At 66.2% G+C, this 15,574-nt stretch carries 13 protein-coding genes; 5 read left to right on the top strand and 8 right to left on the bottom strand.

Annotation, left to right across the window (positions count from 1 at the left end; genetic code table 11):
- Positions 1 to 99: 99 nt before the first annotated feature.
- Positions 100 to 354 (bottom strand): hypothetical protein, encoded by a 255-nt coding sequence (locus tag V2S85_RS20080; RefSeq protein ID WP_330704593.1) that lies wholly within the window; start codon positions 352 to 354, stop codon positions 100 to 102.
- A gap of 205 nt (positions 355 to 559) precedes the next feature.
- Between V2S85_RS20080 and V2S85_RS20085 the strand changes: the two genes are divergently transcribed.
- Positions 560 to 1,701 (top strand): IS3 family transposase gene (locus tag V2S85_RS20085; protein WP_330704594.1). Its coding sequence is split into 2 segments (ribosomal slippage): positions 560 to 800 and positions 800 to 1,701, totalling 1,143 coding nucleotides; the frame shifts between segments, so codons are not numbered across the junction.
- A gap of 170 nt (positions 1,702 to 1,871) precedes the next feature.
- Here V2S85_RS20085 and V2S85_RS20090 read toward each other — a convergent pair.
- Genes V2S85_RS20090 through V2S85_RS20115 form a run of 6 tightly spaced genes read right to left on the bottom strand, consistent with a single transcriptional unit; the run spans position 1,872 to position 8,341 of the window.
- Complete coding sequence (locus tag V2S85_RS20090) at positions 1,872 to 3,149, bottom strand: M24 family metallopeptidase (protein WP_330704595.1); 1,278 nt, start codon at positions 3,147 to 3,149, stop codon at positions 1,872 to 1,874.
- 10 nt (positions 3,150 to 3,159) lie between these two features.
- On the bottom strand, positions 3,160 to 4,113 hold the full coding sequence (locus V2S85_RS20095; RefSeq protein WP_330704596.1) for an alpha/beta hydrolase family protein: 954 nt from the start codon (positions 4,111 to 4,113) through the stop codon (positions 3,160 to 3,162).
- A 5-nt stretch (positions 4,114 to 4,118) separates the two neighbouring features.
- Complete coding sequence (locus tag V2S85_RS20100; RefSeq protein ID WP_330704597.1) at positions 4,119 to 4,958, bottom strand: alpha/beta fold hydrolase; 840 nt, start codon at positions 4,956 to 4,958, stop codon at positions 4,119 to 4,121.
- Entirely contained in the window at positions 4,955 to 6,343 is a 1,389-nt protein-coding gene (locus V2S85_RS20105; RefSeq protein ID WP_330704598.1) for an LLM class flavin-dependent oxidoreductase, read from the bottom strand. Before V2S85_RS20105 ends, V2S85_RS20100 begins: the two co-directional genes overlap by 4 nt.
- A gap of 22 nt (positions 6,344 to 6,365) precedes the next feature.
- The gene (locus tag V2S85_RS20110; protein WP_330704599.1) at positions 6,366 to 7,538 is read right to left on the bottom strand and encodes a Xaa-Pro peptidase family protein; all 1,173 of its coding nucleotides are present in this window, start codon (positions 7,536 to 7,538) and stop codon (positions 6,366 to 6,368) included.
- Entirely contained in the window at positions 7,529 to 8,341 is an 813-nt protein-coding gene (locus tag V2S85_RS20115; protein WP_330704600.1) for an alpha/beta hydrolase, read from the bottom strand. The genes V2S85_RS20110 and V2S85_RS20115 overlap by 10 nt, the downstream gene beginning before the upstream one ends.
- Positions 8,342 to 8,486: 145 nt before the next feature.
- Here V2S85_RS20115 and V2S85_RS20120 point away from each other — a divergent pair, with 145 nt between their 5' ends.
- The 3 genes from V2S85_RS20120 to V2S85_RS20130 all read left to right on the top strand — a co-directional run bounded on the left by V2S85_RS20120 (position 8,487) and on the right by V2S85_RS20130 (position 12,932).
- Positions 8,487 to 9,869 (top strand): MFS transporter, encoded by a 1,383-nt coding sequence (locus V2S85_RS20120; RefSeq protein WP_330704601.1) that lies wholly within the window; start codon positions 8,487 to 8,489, stop codon positions 9,867 to 9,869.
- A gap of 130 nt (positions 9,870 to 9,999) precedes the next feature.
- Entirely contained in the window at positions 10,000 to 12,417 is a 2,418-nt protein-coding gene (locus V2S85_RS20125; protein WP_330704602.1) for a TonB-dependent receptor, read from the top strand.
- A gap of 26 nt (positions 12,418 to 12,443) precedes the next feature.
- The gene (locus tag V2S85_RS20130; RefSeq protein WP_330704603.1) at positions 12,444 to 12,932 is read left to right on the top strand and encodes a hypothetical protein; all 489 of its coding nucleotides are present in this window, start codon (positions 12,444 to 12,446) and stop codon (positions 12,930 to 12,932) included.
- A 218-nt stretch (positions 12,933 to 13,150) separates the two neighbouring features.
- On the opposite strand, the gene V2S85_RS20135 is transcribed toward V2S85_RS20130, so the two are convergent.
- Complete coding sequence (locus tag V2S85_RS20135) at positions 13,151 to 14,053, bottom strand: LysR family transcriptional regulator (protein ID WP_330704604.1); 903 nt, start codon at positions 14,051 to 14,053, stop codon at positions 13,151 to 13,153.
- Positions 14,054 to 14,138: 85 nt separating this feature from the next.
- On the opposite strand from V2S85_RS20135, the gene V2S85_RS20140 reads away from it, so the two are divergent.
- The gene (locus V2S85_RS20140) at positions 14,139 to 15,530 is read left to right on the top strand and encodes an MFS transporter (protein WP_330704605.1); all 1,392 of its coding nucleotides are present in this window, start codon (positions 14,139 to 14,141) and stop codon (positions 15,528 to 15,530) included.
- Positions 15,531 to 15,574 lie beyond the last annotated feature (44 nt).

Consider the following 15,574-nt stretch of genomic DNA (forward strand, 5'->3'; position numbering starts at 1 on the left):
ATGCCTCAAGGTGATCGCTCAAACTGAACAGGGACTTGGGATCCATAGCTGGCCTCCGTGATCGCGCGCCCTCAATGAATCATTATAGCCGTCCAAACGCTACCGGTTTTTGCGGGTCTCCAGCTTGGCGCCTTGCTCATTTACGGGTGCGGCTTGAGATTGAGCGAGGTAATCAATCTTCGCAATGACGCGCTGGTGCAGCAAGGTTCTGGGAAGCTGAAGTATCTCAGGGTCACCGGAAAAGGAAACAAGACCCGCCTTGTCGAAATTGAAACCTTTCTCGTCAAGCAGATCATCGCTCACCAGGATTTTATACGGATCCTGCGAATGCAGCAGAAATCGACCTTTGGTCATATTCTATTGCTCCGTGAAGATGGATCAGCATTTCCGCCGAAGGCATTCTATCGCGCGTTCAGGAAATCTGGATCGATTTCCCCTCACATGGGGCGGCACTGGTATGCCGTAAATTTTCTTCTGCAAGCTGCAGAAAGCCGGCGGAATGAATAGCCCCTAGATTTCTGGACGCCTTGGGTCCTAATTTTGAGGACAGGAGGCGACGATGGGGAATGCCAATTTCAGCGATGAGTTCAAGCGTGATGCAGTGGCTCAGATTACGGAGCGGGGCTATCGCGTAGCAGAGGTTTCCGAGCGGCTCGGCGTCAGCCAGCACTCGCTGTATTCGTGGAGGAAGCAGTTCGGGAAGGTGGCGTCGGGCGATGCTGCCAAGGATGCCGAGATCCGGCAGTTGAAGCGCGATCTGGCCCGGATGACAGAGGAGCGCGACATCCTAAAAAAAGCCACCGCGTATTTCGCCAGAGATGCAAAGTGAGATACGCCTTCGTTGCCGAGCATCAGGGCCAGTTCGGCGTCCGTGCAATGTGCCGGTGCCTGGCGATCCAGCCCAGCGGCTTTTATGCCTGGCAGAAGAGCCCGCTGAGCCACAGGGCACAGGAGGATGCCCGTCAGACTGCGCTGATCCGACAGGCCTGGAAGGACAGCGGCAAGGTCTATGGCTACCGCAAGCTGCATGATGATTTGCTCGATCAGGGCGAGACTTGCTGTCCCAACCGCGTCGCCCGCCTGACCAGTCTGGCAGGCATCAAGGCGCAGATCGGTTACAAGCGACGTCCGGGCAGTTCAGGTGGAAGGCCTTCGGCCGCCGCTGCCAACACCCTGGATCGCCAGTTCGACGTGGCACAGGCTGATCGTGTCTGGGTGACGGACATCACCTATATCCGGACAATGGAAGGCTTTGCCTATCTGGCGGTCGTGCTCGACCTGTACTCGCGCCGTGTAGTGGGATGGTCGTTGCAAAGCCGTCAGACAACCGATGTGGTTTTGCAGGCCCTGCACATGGCGGTCTGGCGGCGAAAGCCGAAGAACCGCGTGCTCATTCATTCGGACCAGGGTTCGCAGTTCACCAGTATCGACTGGGCTGCCTTCATCAGGGCTCACAATCTGGAACACTCCATGAGCCGCCGGGGAAACTGCCACGATAATGCTGTTGCCGAGAGCTTCTTCAATCTGCTCAAGCGCGAGCGCATCCGGCGACGCACTTACAAAACACGCCAAGAGGCCGGGCAGGACGTGTTCGATTATATCGAGATGTTCTACAATCCGGTCCGCAAGCATGTCAGGAACGGGATGCTGTCGCCCGTCGAGTTCGAACGGCAGCAGGCTTTGATGGCTCAAGGCGTCTAGAAAACTAGGGGCTATTCAAGGTTTGCGCGGGCATGTCGAAAAGGAACAGTCTGGAGGCGGTCTGGCTTACGGAGGTAGAGTAGACCTGTTTGCCAGCGGTGAAGCGTCAAAGCTGATCCCAAGGCGGTGTCCCGCGAGGAAACGCAGAGACGAACGATCTGCGAAGGTAGTCAGATGGGCTTCACCCGAAGCCGCGTGTCCATCGAGGTGATCGGCTCGCACCCGTCCTTGCGCACGATCATCATGTCCTCCACGTGCGTCGTGCCCCATCCGAATTCGTGGTAGGGCATGTCGAGGGTGAAGACCATGTTCTCCTCGAACGTCAGCGGGTGGTGGCCGGGCATCTGCGCTCCGACCGAGACGGGGTGGTCGGTGTGCTCCAGACCGACGCTGTGGGGCCCGGCGATGACGAAGCCGGGAAACCCTTCGCGGTGGACGGCGGCGAGGGTAAGGTCGACGATCTCCTTGAAGCTGCGTCCGGGGCGGATTTCCGCATAGGCGATTTCGAGTGCGCGGCTCACTGCTTCGGAGCGGCGCAGCATCTCGGCGTCGGGTTCGCCGAAGAACACCGAGCGGCCGACGTCGCCGCGATACTGGCGGTAGCTGACGACGCTGTCGAGCTTGATGAGTTCGCCCGCTTCCACGACGCCGGTGGCAAGGCCGCGGATATTGGCGATGATCCACTCCGACCGGCATCCCTGTTCGGCGGAGAGGCGCGCGTGGATGTCACCGATGGCGTCCAGCGGCATGCCGACGTGCATCCGGTCGATCACGCCGTTCAGCACGGCTTCGCCGCGTTGGCCTGCGATGCGCAGCAGGTCTATTTCCGCCGGGCTCTTCACCATGCGGATTTCCTTGAACACGTTGAGCGCGTCCATGCCGGTGAGGCCGGTCTGGCCGATATCGTGCAGCCAGCCAAGCACGCGCGGGTCGTCGAAGCCCAGGCGGCCCTGGGTCAGGCCGGCATCATCGACGGCGCGGGCGAGTGCGCGCGCGGCGGTCGCTTCCGAGCGCCCCTGATGCGCGGCGTAGCGGCCCAGCAGCTGCTTGTCGCGCGGGGCCATCTCGGCGCCTTCGCGGGTCGGGTAGGGGGTCAGGGGAGTGTCGGCATGGACTTGCGTCACCATCTGCTCGAGATCCAGTTCCTCGGTCGAGAACTCGAAGTCACGCGGCGTGCGCGGAGCCACTCGGGTCACGAAAGTCGCGACGTTGGGCATCCAGGTCGGGCAGTGCTCCAGATGATAGACCCCGGTGCCAGGCATGACGAGGGCAGCGGGCGCATTCTCGTCACGCGGGAGCAGCGCGTAAAGCGTGTAGTTGCGCGACATGAGGAACATCGGGCCCCAGTAGTCGGACAAGTAGTAGATATTCTCCGGGAAGGCCGCGACGATGCCGTCGAGCCCGTGGCGGTCCATCACCTGATTGGCGCGTTCGCGGTTGAGGAGCATCGAAAAAGCCTTATTTGCAGGTGAGGGCGGAGCGCAAGGCGGGCCACGCGGCGGCGGCTTCGGTCTTTCGGTCCAGGGCATGGTCGAGGAAGGCGATGCTGTCACGCAGCACGGCGGCGCGGCGTTCTGCGGTGGTGTCGCCGGTGGGTGGGCGCAGCGCGGAATCGATGCCGCCCAGATAGTGCCCCGCGCCCTCGACACGCATCAGGCAGGTGTCGTGGCCAGGCTGGCTGAGACGGAAGCCGTCATCGTGCCAGACCGCGCCGAGATCGCTCATCGGCCCGGTGTCTGCGGTGCCGTTCACCATCAGCACTGGGCCGTGCATGCCGGACCAGTCGACTTTGAGGTAAGCGGCGCGGGCCTGCCATGCGGGCGTCATGCCCTCCCAGTTGCCGGGGGCGGACAGGAGCAGCGCGGCGCGATAGGGGAGGGGAGCCTGGGCCACCATGCCCTTAACTTTCGCCCCCATCGCGAGCGCGGCGGTATGGCCGCCGAAGCTGTGCCCGGCGATCGCAGTGCGCGTGAGGTCGGCGCGGTGGGCAAGGCCGGGGATGGGTTTCAGAACGGCGGGCAGATGCGTGCCGATCCAGGCGACGGTGTCATAGCGCACGCGCCAGGTGTCGTCGGGCCAGCCTTTGGGGGCGATGCCGTCCGCCGAGGCATCGGGAAAGTCGGGCTGCACGACGATGTAGCCCGCACGCGCGATCGCTTCCACCAGCGGGCGGTAGTCGGACCGGTTCAGCGCGGCGCCGTGGGCCATGACCAGCACTGGCAACTGCGTACCGTTTGCGGGAGCCGTCACGCGCAGGGCGAGGCGGCCTTGCGTGGACGTGACGATCACCGGGTCGGTGGAGACGACGGGAGCCGGGGGGGAGTCCGGCGCGGCGCTGGCCGGGGTCATCGCGCTGCCAAGCCCGAATGCGAGAAGCGGGGCAGCGATGCGACGGGACAGTCTGGAGGGCATGGGGATCAACGCTCTTTCAGGAATGTATCGATACGCGCGGCGACTGCCTCGGCGTCCAGCTTGAGGAAGCCGTGAGCCGCGCCGGGAAGCTCGACGAGGCGTGCATCGGCGATCCTGTGGGCCTCGCGGTGGGTCACATCCCACAAGTCGTCCTGCGGGCACAGCAGCAGGGTGGGCTGGCGTAGCTTCTCCAGCGCGCCGATGAAGTCGTATTCGTAGACCGCGCGAAAGCCCCATGGCAACCGCGCGCCGGGACGCAAGTGCTCGGCCAGCGAGGCATGCTTCCAGTCGAGGTCGATGCGCGCGTCGTGCATCGTCTCCATCAGGTTCCACAGTTCGGCGACGTGGCTGGCGTCGGGGCGCGGCACCGGAAAGCGTTCGATCGTGGTGAGGCGCCGGGCGCGTTCTTCCGCGTCGTAGGCGGCGAGGCTGACGAGGACTAGGCGGCGGATCAGGCGCGGGCGGGTCACGGCCAGGTCCGTCGCGGTGACCGAACCGGTGTGATAGCCCATGACGTCCACCGGGCCTTCGCCGATCACCCCGTCGGCGCGCATCGTTTCGAGGAAGGCGGCCATGGCATGGCCGAAATCAGGGATGCCGATCGGCGCGGGCGGCGCGTCGCTGCCGCCGTAGCCGGGGGTATCGGGCGCGAGGACGACGCGGCCTTTCATCGCCAGCAAGGGCATGACAGGCTCGTAGTCGAAGCCCGACTTGGGCGTCTGGTGGAGGCACAGCAGCGGCGGCAGCGTGGGGGGGCAGGCGGGGCGCGCGATGCGGTAATGGACCTGCCCGTAAGGCCCCTCGCAATAGGCGCGGCGCACCGGGGAGACGGCGGGGGCGCTCATGATGCCAGCGGCTGCCAGATCGTCGGCTCGCCGCCGAGCGTCGGGTCGGCGACGAACAGGTTCTCCGGGCGCGGCAGGCCCAGGTTGTCGCGCAGGGTGCCGGGGGCGTAGTCGGTGCGGAACAGCCCGCGCGCCTGCAGGATCGGGATCACCTGATCGACCACGTCATCGAGATTGCCGTCCAGATAATTGGGCGAGATCGAGAAACCGTCGGCCGCGCCGCTCTCGAACCACTGCTGGAACATGTCGGCGACTTGCCCGGGCGTGCCTGCCATCGCAAAGCTCGCGCGCGAGACGGAGACGCGGCGGGCGAGTTGTTCGATCGTCAGGTTCTCGTCGCGGGCCATGGCGATGATCTGCTGTTGCACCCACTGTCCGGCATTGGTCAGCCGCACTTCGGGCAGGGGACCGTCGGCCGGGTGGCGCGACAGGTCGATATCGCCCAGCAGCATCTCCAGCTTGCCGATCGCGAGGCCCAGCGGGATCAGGTCGAGCAGGGCCTGCGTATCGCGCCGCGCCTCTTCCCCGGTTGCGCGCACGAGGATCTGCATCGAGGGGATGATCTTCACCTGATCGGGATCGCGGCCGAAGGCGCGCGCGCGGGCCTTCATGTCGGCGTAGAAGGCCTGCGCCTTCTCCAGCGAGGGTTGCGCGGTGAAGACGAGGTCGGCGGTGCGCGCCGCCAGCGCGCGGCCCGGTTCCGAGCCGCCAGCCTGGACCACAATCGGATGGCCTTGCGGTGGTCGTCCGACGTTGAGCGGCCCGCTGACGCTGAAATGGCGGCCCTTGTGGTTGAGCGCGTGGACCTTGGCGGGTTCGAAATAGCGCCCCGCCGCCTTGTCGCGGACCATCGCGCCGTCTTCCCAGCTGTCCCACAGTCCGCGCACGACATCGACGAATTCCTCCGCGCGGTCGTACCGCTGGTCGTGATCCATGTGGAGATCGCGCCCGAAATTGTGCGCCTCGTTCTCGGTGGCGGAGGTCACCACGTTCCAGCCCGCGCGGCCCGCCGTCAGGTGATCGAGCGAAGCGAAGCGGCGCGCGATCGCGTAAGGCTCGTTGTACGTGGTGGAAGCGGTGGAGATCAGCCCGATCGAATGCGTCACTTGCGACAGCGCGCCCAGCAGCACGGTCGGCTCCAGCTTGCCGGCGTTGTCGGTGGCGCTGAACGCCTCGCTGCCCGAGATATGATGGTAGCCCTGTGCATCGCCCGAGAAGTAGCAGTGGAACTTGCCGCGCTCGGCGGTCTGCGCAAGGCGGGCGTAGACCGCGAAGTCGTGCAGGTCTTCGGCCGGGCCATCACCGAAGCGCCAGCCGCCGGGGTGCGCTCCGGCGTTGTGGATGAAGGTCGCGAAGATCATCTGGCGACGGGGGGTGTCTGTCACGAAGAATGCCTCTCTGGTGCGCTCAGCCGACGTGCTCGGTACGGCCGTCGATGCAGGCTATGAGCCGGTTGTCGGCCCGGTTGACGATTTCCGCGCCGCCTTCGCCAAGGTAGATCAGGTCTTCGAAGTGGAACTTGCCTACCTCCGGGCCGATCCATGGCAGGTCGCAGCTCAGCATCATGCCGCGTTCCAGCGTGAAGGGCGCCATGGCGTTTCCGGGGTGCGGATGGTCGGTGTGCTCCAGCCCCACCGAATGGATGTTGGCGGACTTGTAGGCCGGATTGCCCGCCGCCTGGATCGCTGCGGTCACTTGCGCCTCGACCTGCGTCGAATGCGCGCCGGGCAGGAAGGCATCGAGCGAGGCGAGCCAGCCGTGGCGCGTCGCGTTGTAGCAGCGCAGCTGTTCCGCGCTGGGTTCGCCGATCACGAGCGTGCGGCCGATGTCGCTGGTATAGTGCGCGAATTCGGCGGTAGCGTCGAACGTCACGGTATCGCCGGGAAGCAGCGGCGCGGCCTTGGGCAGGCGCCCGTGACCGGGCCGGAAGGGCGTGATGAGCAGGAACATCGGCCGCGCGCCCATCATCGGCACGCCCGCCCAGAACACCCGCTCGGCCTCCGCGCAGGTGGCGCCCGCCGCGATGGCTTCGGCGCACAAGGCGATGGCGGCATCCGTCTTGCGCGCGGCGGCGCGCATGAAGGCGACCTCCGGCGGTGTCTTGACCATGCGTATCTCGCGCAGGAGGTCTTTGGCATCGGCCACGCGCAAGCCGGGCATCAGCGCGGCGACGTCTGCGCCAAGGCCCCGGTCCTCGAAGCCGATCGCGGTATCGGCAAGGCCCAGCTCGGCGAACCACGCGGCGATCGCGGTCGCATGGTCGGGCGGCAGGCCTGTTGCATCCGCGCTCGCCTGCGTGCCGCCGGGGCCGATACCGGGGCGGCGGGCATAGCCGCGCACGATGTCCATCCACGTCCCGTCACGCTGCTGCGGCTGGCCAGCGTCGACCTCGACGGTGATGACGGCGGGCGGCAGCGCCCGGTCACGCGGCAGCACGCAGAGCGCAAGGTCGCCGAAGCCCCAACTGGCGTCGGTCGCCCACGAACTGAGGTAATAGGTATTGATCGGGGTCGAGGCGACGATCGCCGCCAGCCCCTCGCGGTCCATGATCGCATCGGCGCGGTCGCGGTTCAGCAGCATGTCGGCTCCATATCCAGGAAGGCGCGCATTTCCGCCTCGACGCGGTCGGTCTCCAGCTTCAGCACGCCGTGTTTCACGCCGGGGATCTCGACGAGGCGAGCATCGGGATAAGCCTGCCAGTGCGCGCGGGTGGGCAGCCAGAGGTCGTCCTCGGGGTTCATCACCAGCACCGGCTGCGCGACTTGACCCATCGCGGCGATGAAGTCGTGGCCGTAGACCGCCATGAAGCCCCAGGGCAGTCGCGATCCGGTGCGTAGCGTGTCGGCCATGGCGACGTGGCGCTCCTCGGGCTGGAGCCGCGGGTCGGCGAGTTCGGTCAGCTTCGCCCACAGCTTCTCGATATGGACGAGATCGGCGGCGGGTTCGGGAAAGACGGTGCGCACTCCGGCGAGCCGCTTTGCGCGCGCCTCTGCGTCATAGGCGGCAAGGCCGAAGACGACCACGCGGCGGACCAGATCGGGGCGCAAGTTGGCCAGTTCGGTGGCGATGATCGAGCCGGTGTGGAACCCCGCAAGATCGATGCCCCCGAGGCCGAGTTCGTCGCACAGCACTGCCAGTGCCTGCGCATGATCGCGGATCGAGACCGGCGCGGGCGGCGGATCGCTCATGCCGTAGCCGGGAGTGTCGGGCGCGATGACCAGCCGGTCGCGGCCGAGGCGGGGCAGGATCGCATCCCACATCGCGCCGCTGCTGGGGGTGGAATGGATGCACACCAGCGGCAGCTTCTCGCCGCCCGAACTGCCTGCCGAGCGCAGGTGAACCTGCCCCCAGCGGCCTTTCGCGTAGCTGCGCACGATCTGCACCTTTCCGGGCCTCCTTGCCGTTCGTTGGTTCCGGGCTAGCAGGCCCGTTCGGCGCGGGTCACGGATCGGATCGCGACTTCTCGTCGTGCGAGAAGTGGCGCCGGGAGGGCTGGCGCGGCGCGGGTTTGAAGCAGTTGATGCAGCCATGGCCGCCCAGAACCCCGCGCCCGCGCGCAAATCCGAACTCCCGCTTTCGCTTTCGCTCGCCTTCGGGATCGGGACGGTGGGCGTGTCGTGCATGCTCAACCCGATCTCGATGTACTTCCCGGCGATGCTGGCGACGGTGCTGGGGCTTTCGCCCGCGATCGCGGGGATGCTGCTGACCGGCTCCAAGCTCTACGACATCGTTGCCGACATCCTGATCGGCGCCGCCAGCGACCGCACGAAGTCGCGCTGGGGGCGGCGGCGGCCCTACATGTTCGTTGGCAGCCTGATGGGCGCGGGCGCCTTCGCGCTGATCTTCAACCCGTGGCTGCTGCCTGGCGGGACCGGGCTGATCGTCAGCCTGGCGGTGCTGCTGGTGATCTATTCGACCGGCTATTCGCTGTTTAACATCCCCTATATCGCCATGCCCGCCGAGATGACCGACGATGCCGCATCGCGCACTTCGCTGATTTCGTGGCGCAGCTTCTTCATCGCGGTGGGTCAGCTGGTCTCGGTGGCGGGCGGCGCGCAGTTGATCGCGCTGTTCGGGCGGGGCGAGCGCGGTTACGCGGTGATGGGGCTGACGCTGGCGCTCGTCATCGTCTGCACCACGCAGTTGACGGTGGTGTTCACCGCGAAGGCGCGGCGGCAGGAACGGGTGGAGACGGGTTCTCCGGTAAAGGCTCTGGCGCATGCGCGCATGGTCTTTTCCAATCGGCCCTTCGTGCTGCTGATGAGCGCCAAGCTGTTCCTGCTGTTCGGGCAGGCGGCGACCGCGAGCACGCAGCTGCTGTTCCTGCTCAATGTCGCCAAGGCAGGCTATGCCGGGCAAGTCTGGTTCAGCGTGGCCGAGAACATCGCGCTGGCAGGGTCGCTGGCGCTGTGGGTCAGGGCGATCAACCGCTGGGGCAAACGTCCGGTCTATCTGCTGGGCCTCGTTGCACAGTGCCTGATCTACCTTGCCTGGCTGCTTCCGGGAATCGAGGAAACCGCGCTCACGCTGGCGACGCGCGGCTTCCTGCGCGGGGTGTTCAGCGCCGGCATCCTGCTGGCGGGGACGGCGATGTTGCCCGACACGATGCAGTTCGACTTCTACAGGACGGGCCTGCGCCGCGAGGGCATGTTCGCCAGCGTCTATGCCATCGTCGAGAAGATCGCCTTCGCCGTGGCTCCGGCGTTGATCGGCGGCTTCCTGGCTTTTGGAGGCTATATCCCGACGACGGGCGGCGCCATCGTCGCGCAGCCGCACACTGCGGTCCTGTCGCTTTACGGCTTGCTGGTCGGGCTGCCGATCCTTGCGAATCTGACGGCGGCTGCGCTGATCTGGTTCTACGGTCTCGATGCCGCCGCGCTCGAAAAGGCGCGCAAGGACGCCGGGATCTGATCGCACAGTGGCGAGTCCGTCCGCGAGTGCGCCCGGTTTACCGCACAGTGGAGAGCCGCGTTTGGCTGCTTAGCGTCGCCGCCCCGCTGAGGTTTCCTGCTGCGCAACAAGGCAAGGAACAGGGATAAGCATGGACCGCAAATCGTATCTTCGGATGCTGCTCGCGACGGCGGCGGCAGGTGTTATCGGGCAGGGGCTGGCCGCCGCTCCGGCCTTCGCGCAGGAAGCGCCAGTGAAAGCCGGGGCGCAGCAGAGCCTGCCCGGCGATATCGTCGTCACCGCTCGCAAGCGCGAGGAATCGCTGCAGGACGTGCCGATCGCGATCACCGCGCTCGATTCCGCCTCGCTGCAGAAGCGCAACATCGCCAGCCTCAACGACGTCGCCGACGTGACGCCCAGCATGTACCTGTCGAACTCGGGTTCGGGCCGCGCCGACCGCTCGAACCAGCAGATCATCATTCGCGGCATGACGCCGTCCTCCTCGCCCACCGCCAACGGCAACGTCTCGGTCTTCATCGACGGCGCGCCGGTCACCGGCGGCTTCGTGGAGGGTATCGGCGATCTTGCCCGCGTCGAAGTGCTGAAAGGTCCGCAGAGCGCCTACTTCGGCCGTGCGACCTTCGCGGGCGCGGTGAACCTCGTCACCAAGGATCCCGGCAACGATCTCAGTGGTTCGGTCGAGGGGCAGATCGCCTCGAACAACTGGACCAACTTCACCGCCTCGCTCGAAGGCGCGATCATCCCGGACAAGCTGCTGTTCCGCGTGAGCGGCCGGCACTTCTACACCGATGGCGACTACGACAACCCCGGCGGCTCGTCCGATACGCTGGGCCAGCAGGAATCGACCAGCCTCTCGGTCACCCTGATCGCCAAGCCTGCCGACAACCTGACCTTGCGCGTGTTCGGGCTTGGCTGGCATGACGACGACGGCCCGGGCCCTGTGGGCAAGTTCGCCAGCCCCGATTACAACTGCGACGCCGGGCTGGGGAAGGGGCTGAACTACATCTGCGGCAAGCTGCCCGGCAGCCCCTCGCTGACGCCCGCAAGCAACGTCGTGATGGATGCGCTGTTCCGCGACCAGGTCATCAACAACCCCAACGTGCCGCTGCTGTTCGACGACCTGACCCAGACCGAGGCGGGCCTGAAGCGCCGCGCCTACCACGTCCATGGCAGCCTGACGTGGGACGTGCCCTCGGTCCCGGTCAGCATCTCGGCGTTGGCTTCATGGAACCAGAACCACTACGCGACGCTCAACGACCTCGACCTTGAGGACACGCGCGGGGTTGCCAACCCCAACTTCACCGGCAGCAACGCCGGTCTGGTGCGGCCTTTCGTCGACTACGAATCCTACGTCGAATACATGTTCGACGACTGGTCGGCCGAACTGCGCGCCGCATCGACCGGCAGCGGGCCGTTCACCTGGACGGTGGGCGCGAACTATACCGAAGCGCTGAGCACGCCCAACGCCAACGCGCTCTATCCCACCGGCTACCGTGTCTCTACCGGGGCCGTCATCAATCAGGCCAAGACCTGGAGCGGGTTCTTCGGGCTGGGCTATACGCTGGGCATCGCCAACCTCAGCTTCGACGGGCGCTACCAGATCGACAACATCTATTCGCGCCGCCGCGTCTACGACAAGCCGACCGACACGCTGCTCAAGGCGCAGTACAAGAACTTCCTGCCGCGCGTCAGCCTGACGATCGAGCCGACGCGCGACCTGACGGTCTATGCCTCATGGTCGAAGGGTATGAACCCCGGCGCGTTCAACTCCTCGCTCGCCACCGCATCGCAGGCGGTGCAGGATGCCGCCTACGAGCAGACCGGCGCGCAGACGACGGTAAAGCCCGAGAAGCTGGAGCAATGGGAACTGGGCGTGAAGGGCCGCCTGTTCGGGACGCTGAGCTACGATGTCAGCGCCTATTACGGGACGTGGAAAGACCAGATCATCTCGGTCAACGCGGTCGTTCCGGCGGGCGGCGCGACGGGCCAGACGCAAGTGCAGACCTTCTCCGCCAATGCGGGCAAGACGCGGCTGGCGGGTATCGAGGGCCAGCTGGACTGGCGTGCGACCGAGAACCTCGCGCTCAACGCAGGTGTGGGTTACAACTACAGCGAGATCATCGACTACGTCTGCGTGACCTGTGCGGTCTCGATCACCGGCAGTTCGGACGTCTCGGGCAACAGCCTGCCGCGTGTGCCTTCGGTCAATGCGACGGCGGGGGCGCAGTATACCGCCGATCTGCCCGCGCCGATCGTCGGCGGCCTGTTCGACCAGTGGTATCTGCGCGCCGACTACATCTACAAGAACCGCATGTACGAGACCGAGGCGAACCTCGCCTGGACGCCGGATACGCATCTGGTGAACTTGCGCGCGGGCCTGTCGTCCGACCGGGCGCGGATCGAGGCTTTCGTGCTCAACCTCACCAACGAGCGGACCTACACCAGCATCACGCGCAACGTCGACGTGCTGCGTTCCAACAGCAACGACATCCTCGTCGGCCTGCGCACCGGCCGTCAGGTCGGTGCTCGCTTCCGGTACAATTTCTAATGCGTGTCAATAGGATAGCCGGGATGATGGCGGTTCTGGGGGCGGCCGTCGCGCCGCCCCCGGCGACTGCGGCGGCGGACAATCTGATGGGGGATTTCGGCGATCCGGTGCGCTGGTATCACCTCTATTCCGCCGACGACGGGATGACCCATATCGAGGAGATGGCGGTGCCCGTCGCCAAGGGCAGCTACGGCATGAACGTGCTGTTCGACCGGCAGGTGCGCCGCGTGGTGATCGCCTACTGGCCCGACGGCTTCCAGTCCGAATGGCACTATGCGACCAACACCAACGTATTGATTTACTTGCAGGGAAACCAGATCATCGACACCGGCGACGGCAAGTCCTACCGCCTCGAACCCGGTGAGGCGGTGCTCGCCGACAACTGGACCGGCAAGGGCCACCGCTTCCGCTGCGAGGCGAAGACGGGCAAGAAGGTATGCCTCGTCATGCAGGTGACGCTGGGTGATCTGGAGCGCACGCTGCCGCTGCGAAAGGCCCCTGAGGTGGGTAAGTAGAGCGGCTGCCTTGCTTTTTTCCGCCGTCACCCTGAACTTGTTTCAGGGTCCATAGGGCCGCGTGACCGGAGGGTTCAGGTCACCAGCAGCCCCCGCGATTTGCGGCCGCGAGCCGTCGGGCGTGGGGCCTGATGGACCCTGAAACACGTTCAGGGTGACGGGAATTTGAGCGGCACTCAACGGCACCTAGGAGTACCACCGCAGCACCAAGCGCTGCCTCAACCCTGTTCCACGCCGCCCAGCGCCGCCCTTACCAGCGACTTGAAGCGGCTCGCCACCGGACTCGGCTGGACGCCCCGGCGTTCCATGAATCCGAACACGAAGTCGAAGCGCATCGCCTCGATGTCGAGCACCGCCAGTCGCCCGGCCTCGACGTCGGCCTTGGCATAGCGGGTGGGCAGCAGCGCGGCCATGTCGCTTTCCAGAGCCGAGCTGCGCAACAGCGACAGCGACGTGGCGTTGAGCGACTGCGGCGGCACCGGCAGCTTGTTGCGGTAGAACGCGCTCTCGAACCGGTAGCTGACCGAGACCTGGTGCGGCACCGCCCAGCGGATGCCGGCGGTGTCCTCCAGCCGCGTCACCGCGGCATAGGGGTGGTCGGGGCGCACGTAAGGCAGGATCAGTTCCTCGCCCAGCGCCTCGAACTCGATCTCGCTCAGTTCGGTGCTGCGGGTGTAGAAGAACGTCGGGATCAGGCAGAAGCCCAGGTCCATCTCCTTGCGCCGCAAGTCCTCGACGATCTGTTCGCGCGTGGCGGAGATCACGTGGATGTTGAGCAGCGGGTTTTCCTGCACGTTGCGGTTGATCGCGCCGGGGATCAGGTCGAAGTGGAAATTGGGCGAGATCCCCAGCTTCAGCGTCGCCTGCGCGCCTTCCTCGTCGATCTCCGCCAGCGCGCGTTCCAGCCCGTTGAGCAGTTCTTCCGCGCGCGGCAGGAAGCGGTCGCCCGCCGGCGTCAGCATCGTCCCCGAAGGCCCGCGCGCGAACAGGCGCGAGCCGAGGTCGGTCTCCAGCCCGCGCATGTTGCGGGTGAGCGTGGGCTGGGTCATCCCCAGTTCCTGCGCGGCCTTGCCGAGACTGCCGGTGCGCGCCACCGCGACGAACTGCTCGAGTCTCCGCATGTCGATAGAACGCCGCAACCCTGTGTCCCTGTTCTGATTCAAATGTCATGGTGATGGAACAATTGACCGAAGGCAAGGGACGACCATGACCGAAGACCGGACTCAACACCGGGCCGCCTCGCCGCCGTTCCAGCCCTATCCGCCGCGCCTGCGGTCGTGGGGCGTGCTGGTGCTGTTCTGCATCGCCTCGATCGTGTCGGTGATCGACCGGGGCATCCTGACGCTGGTGGTGCAGCCGGTGCGCGCGGAACTGGGCATCACCGACCTGCAGGTCAGCCTGCTGCAGGGGCTGTCGTTCGGCATCTTCTACGCGGTCATGGGCATTCCGCTGGGCCTCTTGGCCGACCGCGTCTCGCGCAAGCGGCTGCTGATGTTCGGCATCGTGGTGTGGAGCCTCGCCACGCTCTACGGCGCCGAGGCGTCGAGCTTCGCCGAACTCTTCGCCGCGCGCCTGCTGGTGGGGCTGGGCGAGGCGGCGCTGGCGCCCTGCGCGATCTCGATGATCGGAGACATGTTCCCGGCGCACCAGCGCGGCCGCCCCATCAGCGTCTACCTGCTGGGGCAGGCGGTGGCGCCGGGGATCGGCCTGTTCCTGACCGCGAAAGTGCTCGCCGCCGCGCCGACCGGTGTGTTCGACCACCTGCCGCTGCTCGGCGGCCTTGCCCCGTGGCGGCTGGTCTTCGCGATCTGCGGACTGATCGGCCTTGTCGTCGCGGCGCTGATGCTGGTCTACCGCGAACCGGTGCGCCGCAGCGCCGTGGCGCCGCAAGGGGCCAAGGGAATAGGGGCGGGCTTCGGCGAGGCGTTCGGATATCTGAAGCGCAACTGGCTGGTCTTCGTGCCGTTCTACGTCGGCTTCGCGGTGGCGGTGATGCACACCTATGGGCTGAGCGGCTGGAACGCGACCTACCTCATCCGCACCTTCGAGCGGACCCCGGTGGAAGTGGGCGAGTGGCTGGGCACGGCGGCGATGATCTGCGGCGCGGCGGGCGCGCTGAGCGCCGGCTGGATCAACGACCGCGCGGCGGCGCTTGCTCAGGCCGGCAGACCCGACATCAAGCTGCGGCTGCTGATGATCCTGTGCTGCGTCGCGCTGCCGAGCACGCTGCTGGCCTTCGCGCCCTCGTTCCCGGTGGGGCTGGCGATGGTGGCGCTGTCGATCGCGGTGATGCCGATGCTGGGCACGACGATGATTTCCAGCATCACCGAACTGGTGCCGGGCAACATGCGCGGCGTCGCCACTTCGATGCTGGGCCTGACCAACACCCTGCTGGGCGCAACGATGGGCCCGCTGCTGATCGCCTTCTCCACCGAGCACATCTACCGCGACCCGGCCCTGATCGGTGCCTCGATGACCACCGTGGGCCTGCCGGTGATCGCGCTGGGTCTCGTGCTCTACGGGCTGGCCGCGAAGGGCATGGCGAAGCGGCTGGCGGATGACGCGGAGTTTCGTGCAGTGGTGACGGGGAGGGCGTAGGGGAGCGAACACTTGCCCCCCGACCCGCTCGGGCTGAGCGGGTC

This window comes from Novosphingobium resinovorum (assembly GCF_036352595.1).
Taxonomy (GTDB): domain Bacteria; phylum Pseudomonadota; class Alphaproteobacteria; order Sphingomonadales; family Sphingomonadaceae; genus Novosphingobium; species Novosphingobium resinovorum_B.